This is a genomic window from Pseudomonas sp. FSL R10-0399 (assembly GCF_009600165.1).
Lineage (GTDB): Bacteria > Pseudomonadota > Gammaproteobacteria > Pseudomonadales > Pseudomonadaceae > Aquipseudomonas > Aquipseudomonas helleri.
Genome location: NZ_WIWK01000167.1, coordinates 1 through 9,471 on the forward strand (window position 1 = coordinate 1; position 9,471 = coordinate 9,471).

Consider the following 9,471-nt stretch of genomic DNA (forward strand, 5'->3'; position numbering starts at 1 on the left):
CGGCGATTGCCGCTCAGGCGCCGATCAATCTGCACCAGCAAACCTTGTGGGGCCACTCGTATGGCGGCCTGTTGGTGCTGCACGCCCTGCTCAACCGGCCGGGCGAGTTTGCCCACTACGCCGCGGCCAGCCCGTCACTGTGGTGGACCGACGTGAATATAGATGCGGGCTTCAAGCAACGCCTCAAAGGCCATCAACCGCACCTGCTGTTGATGCGCGGCACTGCCGAACCCGGCAACCCGCGCGGGCCGAGCGTCGGGCAACCGGATCAGCGCATGCAAACGCTCAAAAGCCAATTGAACGGCCTGCCAGGACTCACCGTTGACTACCACACCTTCGATGGCATGAGTCACGGCGAAACCCTGCCCGCCTCGCTGCGTTACGCGCTGCAAGCTCTGTAACCCCTCGAAACTGTAGGAGCGAGCTTGCCTCGCGATCTTTTGATCTTTTAAAAGATCGCGAGACAAGCTCGCTCCTACAAAAAGGGTTGCGCGTGCATTTATTCCAATACGGAATCCAGTCTATAAAAAACATGAATTTTATTTATGGCATGCCTTTCTTTATCTTCACCTGACCTCCATTACCGGGCACCGCCATGACCAGCCAAGCACACTCGAACCCGCTGGATGAACCTCCTGTCGAGGTCAACTGGCAGCGCAACCTGGCTGTCAGTGTGTTCGGCGCGTTCACCACGATTATTGCCATGACCCTGTTGCTGCCCTTTCTGCCGTTGTACGTCGAGCAGCTTGGGGTCAGCGATCCGGCGGCTATCGTGCAGTGGTCTGGCATCGCCTTTGGCGCAACGTTTTTGACGGCAGCCCTGACGGCACCGTTGTGGGGCCGCCTGGGGGATCGTTACGGGCGCAAGTTGATGCTGATTCGCGCAAGCCTGGGCATGGCCATCGCCATGTCATTGATTGGTCTGGCCGAAAACATTTACCAACTGGTCGGCTTGCGGCTGTTGGCCGGTTTGCTCGGAGGCTACGCGTCGGGGGCAACCATCCTGGTGGCCACGCAAACGCCCAAAGCGCGCTCGGGTTGGGCGCTGGGCATGCTGGCGTCGGGGATCATGGCCGGTAACCTCACCGGGCCGCTGATTGGAGGGCTGCTCCCGCCGTTGGTGGGTATCCGCAACACCTTCTTTCTCGCCGGCGGCCTGATCTTTATCACCTTCCTCGCCACGTTGTTCCTGATGAAAGAAGTGCCCCGCCGCAAGCCTGCCGCCGGTACGCCTAAAGCCACAGCGGCCAGCGCGTGGAGCGCAATCGCGGACAAACGCCCGGTCATGACCATGTTTGTCGTGGCGGGCCTGATGATGTTCGCGATCATGTCCATTGAACCCATCATCACCGTGTACTTGATCCAGTTGCACACCCAGGATGTCACCCTGATGGCGGGCGTGGTCATGTCCGCCACCGCGCTGGCCAGCGTTTTGTCGGCATCGCGGGTGGGTAAATTGGCCGATCGCATTGGCCACTGGAAAGTCGTCACGGGGTGCATGAGCGTCGCCGCCCTGCTGCTGATTCCTCAGGCGTTCGTGACCAATGAGTGGCAGCTGGTGGGGCTGCGTTTTCTGATGGGGTTGGCGCTGGGCGGGTTACTGCCAGGGATCGCCGCGATCATTCGCCACTCTGTGCCCGACAAAGTCGCCGGGCACATGCTCGGCTACTCAACGTCCTGCCAGTACATCGGCCAGGTGCTCGGGCCATTGACCGGCGGCTTTGTCGGCGGGCATTTCGGCATGCCCGCCGTGTTCATCATCACCTGCGTGTTGATGGCAGGCTGTGCTGCGGTGATGCTAGCCCTGCGGCCCCGCCACTCAGTTCAAGCGCATTAAGGGGCATTCGCGGCTTCTGAACGGGCAACCCGGTACATCGTCCATGTGTAGGCGGCCAGGGCCAAGCCGGCCAGCGTGCCGCCGATCAAACCGATGTACGAGAAACCCAAGTGGCTGCCGACCCAACTGCCCAGCAGCGCACCGCCGCCGATACCGATGTTGTAGATGCCCGAGAACATCGCCATGGCCACGTCAGTGGCATCCGGCGCCAGGGTCAGCACTTTCGATTGCAGGGCCAGACCAAAGCCCATGATCGACATGCCCCAGATAATGCTCAGGACACTCAACGACTCGACCCAACCACTGGCCGGCAACAGCAGGAGCAGGCACAGCGCCAGCAAGCCGATAGCGATCAGCAGGAACAGGTGCGGGTTGTATTTATGGAACAGGCTGAAGCACAGCGAGCCAATGATCCCGGCGCCGCCGAACAGCAACAGGGTGGTGGTCACGATAGTACCGCTCATGCCCGCCACGCTCTGCACGAACGGCTCGATGTAGCTGTAGGCCGTGAATTGCGCGGTGATCACCACCGCAGTCAGCACGTAAACCGCCACCAGCGCAGGCCGCCTGAACAATACCGGCAAGCTTCTCAGCGACCCCGAGTTCTGGCTCGGCAGCAGCGGCAAGGTCTTGAACAGCCACAGCACCAACAAGGACGCCAACCCGGCGATCACCAGGAACGTGGTGCGCCAGCCCATCGCCTCACCCAGCAAACGACCCAGCGGCACACCTAGCACCATGGCCAGCGAAGTACCGGTGGCAAGCAGACCCAATGCCTGCACCTGCTTGCCTTCCGGGGCCATGCGCACGGCCAGGGATGCAGTGATCGACCAAAACAGCGCGTGGGACAAGGCCACGCCAATCCGGCTGAGCAGCAAAATGCCGAAATGAGTCGCGACGCTGGACAGCAAGTGGCTGACGATAAAGATGCCGAACAACGACAGCAGCAGCTTTCGGCGCTCGACGTTGCGCGTCAGCAGCATGATCGGCAGCGAGGTCAGGGAGACCACCCACGCGTAAATCGTCAGCATCAGCCCGACGCTGGCGGTGGTCATGTCGAAGCTGGCGCCAATGGCACTCAGCAAGCCGACGGGAACAAATTCAGTGGTATTGAACACAAAGGCGGCCAGCGCCAATGCGATGACAGGTTGCCAATTTGCCTGAGGTGTTGCGCCATGGCTGCTCATTTCTGGGGTGTTCTACTCGCATTCGGGAAGCTGACAGGTTCTTTTTGCTGCACTGGCGGTCACGTGCTGCACATACAACACGCCCCGGTGCCAGAAGCATAGCCAGAACCACACGGGGCGGCATTCTATAGCGTTCTTGACGGTATGACGGTGAACATCGAGTGACGCCTGCGAGACATTTAGCCGCACGGTGACGCCACAGCACGAAGCATTCTTGCAATGGATCCACTAAATCCACACTGCACCCAATTTTGTGTTCGTTAATCGCCTAAAACTACTGCTATTCACTGATTACAAATTGACTCGCCCAAGACCAATCCCGCCTAATGGATCCATAAAAGCAATAACACCTGATCTGGAGATTGGTATGTATCCAAAAAATACGTGGTACGTCGCCTGCACCCCCGACGAAATCGCCGACAAGCCGCTGGGTCGGCAGATTTGCGGTGAAAAGATGGTTTTTTATCGCGGCCTGGAAAACAAAGTCGCGGCCGTCGAAGACTTTTGTCCGCATCGCGGTGCCCCGCTCTCGCTGGGGTATGTCGACAACGGCAACCTGGTGTGCGGCTACCACGGCCTGGTGATGGGTTGCGACGGCAAGACCGTCGAGATGCCCGGCCAGCGCGTGCGCGGCTTCCCCTGCAACAAGACCTTTGCCGTGGTCGAGCGCTACGGGTTTATCTGGGTATGGCCGGGCGAACAGGACAAAGCCGACCCCGACCTGATCCATCACCTGGAGTGGGCCGTCAGCGATGAATGGGCCTACGGCGGCGGGTTGTTTCATATCGGTTGCGACTACCGCCTGATGATCGACAACCTGATGGACCTGACGCACGAAACCTACGTGCACGCGTCCAGCATCGGCCAGAAGGAAATTGACGAAGCCCCTCCGGTGACCACCGTCGAAGGTAACGAAGTGGTCACCGCCCGGCACATGGAAAACATCATGGCCCCGCCGTTCTGGCGCATGGCGTTGCGCGGCAACAACCTGGCCGATGATGTGCCGGTGGACCGCTGGCAGATCTGCCGCTTCTCTCCCCCCAGCCATGTGCTGATCGAAGTCGGCGTGGCCCATGCGGGCAAAGGTGGTTATCACGCCCCGGCGCAGGCCAAGGCATCAAGCATCGTAGTGGACTTTATTACCCCCGAAACCAACACCTCGATCTGGTACTTCTGGGGCATGGCGCGCAACTTCAATCCGCAGGATCAAGCGCTCACGGCGACGATCCGCGAGGGCCAGGGCAAGATTTTCAGCGAAGACCTGGAAATGCTCGAGCGCCAGCAACAAAACCTGCTGGATCACCCGCATCGCGCCTTGCTCAAGCTCAATATCGACTCGGGCGGTGTGCAGTCGCGTCGCGTCCTGGAACGCATCATCGCCAGCGAACGCGAGCCCGCCGAAAGCGTTGTGAGGATCCAGCCATGATCGAAGTGCAGGTTGTTTCGCGCAAAACCGAAGCCCAGGGGATTTGCAGTTATGAACTGGCCCGTCTCGATGAAAGCCCCCTGCCCGCTTTCAGCGCCGGGTCGCACATTGACGTGCACTTGCCCGACGGGTTGATTCGCCAGTACTCACTGTGCAACCACCCGGACGAACGCCATCGCTACCTGATTGGCGTGCTCAGGGACCCGGCCTCACGCGGCGGCTCTCAACACCTGCACGAGCAAATCAATACTGGCGACCGCTTGCAGATCAGCGAGCCGCGCAACTTGTTCCCGCTGGTCCACGAAGCCCGGCGCAGCCTGTTATTTGCAGGCGGTATCGGCATCACGCCGATTCTGTGCATGGCCGAGCGTCTGGCCCATAGCAATGCTGACTTCGAGCTGCACTACTGCGCCCGCTCCAGCGACCGCGCAGCCTTTGTGGAGCGGATTCGCCAGTCAGCGTTCGCAGACCGCGTGTTCGTGCATTTTGATGAGCAACCCGAGACGCTCATGAACGCCGCCCAAGTGCTGGCCAATCCGCAACCTGACCTGCATCTCTACGTGTGTGGACCCGCTGGTTTTATGCAGCACGTACTGGACAGTGCACGCGTCCAAGGGTGGGCAGAAGACCGCTTGCACCGCGAATACTTCGCCGCCGCAGCCATCGACAGCAGCCACGATGGCAGCTTTAGCGTCAAAGTCGCGAGCAGCGGCCAGATCATCGAGATCCCGGCCGACAAAACCGTAGTGGCGGTGCTGGAAAGCCATGGCATCGACATCCCCATGTCGTGCGAACAAGGCGTGTGCGGCACCTGCCTGACCAACGTGCTGGAGGGCATACCCGACCACCGCGACATGTTCCTGACGGAAGAGGAGCAAGCGTGCAACAACCAGTTCACGCCGTGCTGCTCACGCTCGAAATCGCCGCTGCTGGTGCTGGATATCTAGTCGGCGCGCAAAATCACCCGCATCCGCTCACTGGCCACTGCCGAGCTGAAAATCTCGGCATAGCGCAAGGTGGCATTGGCGTGCTCGCGCATCATGGCTTCAGCGCGAGCACCCTGACCATTGACCAGCGCATCGAACACCGAATGGTGCTGCATGTGTGCGTAATTGAAGCGTCGGTACTCGCGGGCCATATCTTTACGATCAACCGCCAGCGCCGTAACCGAGGCAAACGGTAAATGATCATTGCGCGCCAGCGCATCGGCAATTGCCGGGTTGTGGCTGCCCTCAATAATCACCTGATGAAAGCGCATGTTGAGGTCGTGATAAGCCTCAAGGTCATCTTCGGTCACAAAGCCTTTATCGAACAGCTCGTCGCCTTGCAGCAGGCACAGCTCAAGGGCTGCCCGGCCTTCTGGCGAAAGCCCGCGCTCAGCGGTCAGACGCGCCGCCAACCCTTCAAGAACCCCGCGCACCTCGACAGCACCGGCGATGTCATTGGCACTGACCGAACGCACCTGAAACCCGCGACCGCCAAAACGCACCAACAAGCCTTCCTGCTCCAGCGTGCGAAACGCCATGCGCACCGGCATGCGTGAGACACCGAACAGTTCAGCGGTAGGGATTTCCATCAGACGTTCGCCTGCGGCCAGTTCGCCCGAGGCAATCATTTTGCGCAGTGCAATCAGCACCAATTGGCCGGGCTTGCTCATCCAGGCGGCTTCCAGAAACAGGGGGCCGACATAGTAGCCCAGATCGACCTCAAAACCCTGTAGGAGCGAGCTTGCCTCGCGATCTTTTCAACATCAACAGATCGCGAGACAAGCTCGCTCCTACAGGGCGGGTTGAGTACCGGGGTATTACATCGACAACGGGTAGCTGATGATTACGCGGGTTTGGTCAAAGTCGCTGTTGAACGTGCGCCGGTTGGTCGAATTGTTGACCCGCAGGCTGAGGTTTTTGAAGCTGCCACTCTGAACGGTGTATCCGATCTCGGTATCGCGCTCCCATTCCTTGCCGTTGGTGCCTTGCTTGGTGGTGGCATTGTCGCCGTGACCATATCGCACCATTGCCAATAAGCCCGGCACGCCCATGGCGGCAAAGTTGTAGTCGTAACGCGCTTGCCACGAACGCTCGTCCGCGTTGCTGAAGTTGCCGTTGAACATGTCGTTGCCCAGGGTTCGCCCGCTGCTGCCGTACACCGACATCCAGCTGGTATCGCCACTCACTTTCTGCAAACCGAGGTACAGCGTGTGTCCGCCCGTCGCGGCGGAAAACAGGCCGTACGCCGTGCGGCTGCTGACGTTGCCGATGCGCGCGCTGCCGTCATCCTTGTCGATAAAGTAGCCCAGGTTGGCGCCCAGCACCCAGTCGCCCACCGGCTGCTTGTGCAGCAGGTTGAAGTAGCTCTGCTGGTAGATGTCTTTGAGTTGCGAATGCCAGACACCCACCTGGGTACGCTGCTCGTTGAAGCGATAGTCTGCCCCCGCATAGTTAAAACGGTCAGACGTCACGCCCGGTGCCGCCCACGTCGACAGCTCTTGCATGTCCGAGGAGTTACGCAAGCTGACCTTGCGGTATTGGCCGGCCTGTACCGCCAGCCCTTCGATTTCTTTGGACACCAGCATCGCCCCGCGAAAGGTTTGCGGGAGCAGACGACCGTCGTCATAGCGCAGCACCGGCACGTCCGGCATCAGTTCACCGACTTTGATTTCAGTGGCCGAGAAGCGCATTTTTGCCGCTACCCCGGCACGGCTGAAATTGTCTGCGGCGCGCCCATTACTGCGCACCGGCAGCAGCTCCGAACCACTGGCCTCGCGGCTGCTGTCGAGCTTGACGCCGAGCATGGCAATGCCGTCCACCCCGAACCCGACTACGCCTGGGGTAAAGCCCGAACTGAACTTGAGGATAAAGCCTTGCGCCCACTCATCGACCTTGCTTTTGGTCGCGCCAGGGTCGCGAAAGTCGCGGTTGAAGTAGTAGTTGCGCAGCAGCAGATCCGTGCTGGAATCTTCAAAAAAGCCTTGATCCTGTGCCATGACAGGGGCGCACAAGGTCAACGACAGCAAGCCAATGGTGTTCTTCATTATTATTGTTCTCCGTTTTTTGGACGCAGCCGCTCCCCGCAGCTGAAAAAGCCCGCCCAGCTCTGGTTGAGGTGTACGTGTGGAATGTGCCCGGCCAGGGCCGGGCATTAATCAGCGCCCGAAATCAGGCTGCCGAAAGCACCGGCTGCGCGGTAGGAGCTCCCGGTTTGAGCAGCAACAAACAGCCTGCTGCGATCACGAATACGATGGCGAACACCCCGTACAAGTGCAGCGGTTGCCAGCCGCCATCGAGCAGAAAACCGGCCACGATAGGCGACAGGATCGCGCCGATCCGGCCAATCCCGATGCCCCAGCCCACGCCCGTGGTGCGCACCGAGGCGTCATAGACGATCGGCGACAGCGCATACAGCCCGGCCACGCAACCGTTGGAGAACATCCCGATCAACAGGCCCAGACCCAGCGCCGCCATGACCGAAGAAGCCGAGCCGACAAACAGCACCAGCAAGCCCGCCGTCACCAGCATGAACAGCGACAACACCCGTGTCAGCGGCCAGCGCGAGGCCAAACCACCGACCAGCGCGGCGCCAAAGATCCCGCCCACGCTCAACAACACCCCGCCGGTGATGCCCTGCTGCGCAGAAAGCCCGGCAGACACCAGCAACTTGGGCGTCCAGCTCATCACGAAGTAGAAGCCGAACATCACCAGGAAGAACAGCGTCCAGATCAACAACGTGGTGCGGCGCAGCGCTGGCGTCAGCAGCTTGGTAAAGCCCTTGCCCTCGCCTGCCACGCTCGCCACCACGGGCGGCATTTGGCTCAAGGTCGGTAGCCCCATGCGCTGGGCCAGACGATTGATACGTTGCAAGGCGGTTGCAGGACGACGGGCCAGCAGAAAGTCCAGCGACTCCGGCAGCCATAGCAGCACTAGCGGGATAACCGCAAAGGTCACGATGCCACCAAACAGAAACACCGAACGCCAGCCCCAGTGCGACAACAACCACACGGCGATCAGGCCGCCCAGCGTAGCGCCCAGGGCATAACCGGTGGACTGCAAACTCACTGCCAGGCCGCGCCAGCGCTTGCTCGCGTACTCACTGGCAATCACGTTGCTGCTGGCCAGAATGCCGCCGATACCCAGCCCGGTCAGGCCGCGCAGCAGCGCCAATTGAGTGGGCGACTGGCTCATCGACGAGAGCAGCATGCCAACGCCGGAAACCACCAGGCACAGCAAGATCAATGGACGGCGACCAATGCGGTCCGCCCAAGGCGCTATAAACAGAGAACCGGCGGCCATGCCGAACAAACCGGCGCTGAGCAGCATGCCGATTTGCGCCCCACTCAACGCCCACTCGGCCGATACCGAGGCGGCGGTGAAGGCCATCACCAGCACATCGAAACCGTCGATCATGTTGAGCACAATGCAGATTCCGATGGCGAGCCATTGGAAAGAACTCATCGGGCCAGTGTCGACAGTGGTTTTCAGATCGATAGCCATGCGCTTGCCTCCTGCCCGGACATCACCGAAGCAAAAGAGCCGCACAACACGGCGTGACTCACAGACATAAAGCATGCAGAACCCAGGCGGTTCTTTGCCCTTGAGAAGGCTTTCATGACGAGACCCTTTTTGTAGTTTTTATGGGTAACGGTCAGGGGCGAGACCCCGGACATCACCTGGCCGATAGTCAACCCGTTAATGGATCCATAGACAAGATGAGGGCCGGGGCGGGACAGGGCAAAACGTCTCTGTTTAACTTTTTAAATAACAAATATTTTCTTATTTATCAGATAGTTAGGCACTCTCAACATGACCGATATTACTGTGCGATTATCGATCACCATCCGTTCAGAGGGTGGTGTACACAAATCCCGTAGCAGTTGACGAGCTTTGCGAGGCTACGTCCGGCTGTAGTCGCTGACGAGGCACGAAGGTTGCGAAAGATCAGAAGATCGCGAGCAAGCTCGCTTGTGTCTTCGTTGGAGTTAAGGTGTTAGGTGAGAGGGGTGGACGGCAAGCTGCTAGCTCGCGGTG

At 59.9% G+C, this 9,471-nt stretch carries 8 protein-coding genes; 4 read left to right on the top strand and 4 right to left on the bottom strand.

The window, feature by feature from the left end:
* Together GHO41_RS27410 and GHO41_RS27415 are read left to right on the top strand one after the other, a co-directional pair.
* Positions 1 to 401: alpha/beta hydrolase (locus tag GHO41_RS27410; protein WP_153435171.1), on the top strand; the 401-nt coding region annotated here is incomplete at its 5' end.
* A gap of 194 nt (positions 402 to 595) precedes the next feature.
* The gene (locus GHO41_RS27415; RefSeq protein WP_048370218.1) at positions 596 to 1,837 is read left to right on the top strand and encodes an MFS transporter; all 1,242 of its coding nucleotides are present in this window, start codon (positions 596 to 598) and stop codon (positions 1,835 to 1,837) included.
* On the opposite strand, the gene GHO41_RS27420 is transcribed toward GHO41_RS27415, so the two are convergent.
* Positions 1,834 to 3,024 carry a sugar transporter gene (locus tag GHO41_RS27420; RefSeq protein ID WP_048370216.1) on the bottom strand — a complete coding sequence of 397 codons (1,191 nt, stop codon included), beginning with the start codon at positions 3,022 to 3,024 and terminating at the stop codon, positions 1,834 to 1,836. The two genes, GHO41_RS27415 and GHO41_RS27420, sit on opposite strands and share 4 nt — an antisense overlap.
* A gap of 367 nt (positions 3,025 to 3,391) precedes the next feature.
* Here GHO41_RS27420 and GHO41_RS27425 point away from each other — a divergent pair, with 367 nt between their 5' ends.
* Complete coding sequence (locus tag GHO41_RS27425) at positions 3,392 to 4,450, top strand: aromatic ring-hydroxylating dioxygenase subunit alpha (RefSeq protein ID WP_048370214.1); 1,059 nt, start codon at positions 3,392 to 3,394, stop codon at positions 4,448 to 4,450.
* Positions 4,447 to 5,397: a PDR/VanB family oxidoreductase gene (locus tag GHO41_RS27430; protein WP_048370212.1), complete on the top strand. Its 951-nt coding sequence runs from the start codon at positions 4,447 to 4,449 to the stop codon at positions 5,395 to 5,397. The genes GHO41_RS27425 and GHO41_RS27430 overlap by 4 nt, the downstream gene beginning before the upstream one ends.
* On the opposite strand, the gene GHO41_RS27435 is transcribed toward GHO41_RS27430, so the two are convergent.
* From GHO41_RS27435 to GHO41_RS27445, 3 genes are all read right to left on the bottom strand, one after another.
* Positions 5,394 to 6,107 carry a GntR family transcriptional regulator gene (locus tag GHO41_RS27435; RefSeq protein ID WP_048370210.1) on the bottom strand — a complete coding sequence of 238 codons (714 nt, stop codon included), beginning with the start codon at positions 6,105 to 6,107 and terminating at the stop codon, positions 5,394 to 5,396. The two genes, GHO41_RS27430 and GHO41_RS27435, sit on opposite strands and share 4 nt — an antisense overlap.
* A gap of 147 nt (positions 6,108 to 6,254) precedes the next feature.
* Positions 6,255 to 7,481: an OprD family porin gene (locus GHO41_RS27440; RefSeq protein WP_048370209.1), complete on the bottom strand. Its 1,227-nt coding sequence runs from the start codon at positions 7,479 to 7,481 to the stop codon at positions 6,255 to 6,257.
* A 124-nt stretch (positions 7,482 to 7,605) separates the two neighbouring features.
* Positions 7,606 to 8,937, bottom strand: coding sequence for an MFS transporter (locus tag GHO41_RS27445; protein ID WP_123748947.1), 1,332 nt, complete (start codon positions 8,935 to 8,937; stop codon positions 7,606 to 7,608).
* Positions 8,938 to 9,471 lie beyond the last annotated feature (534 nt).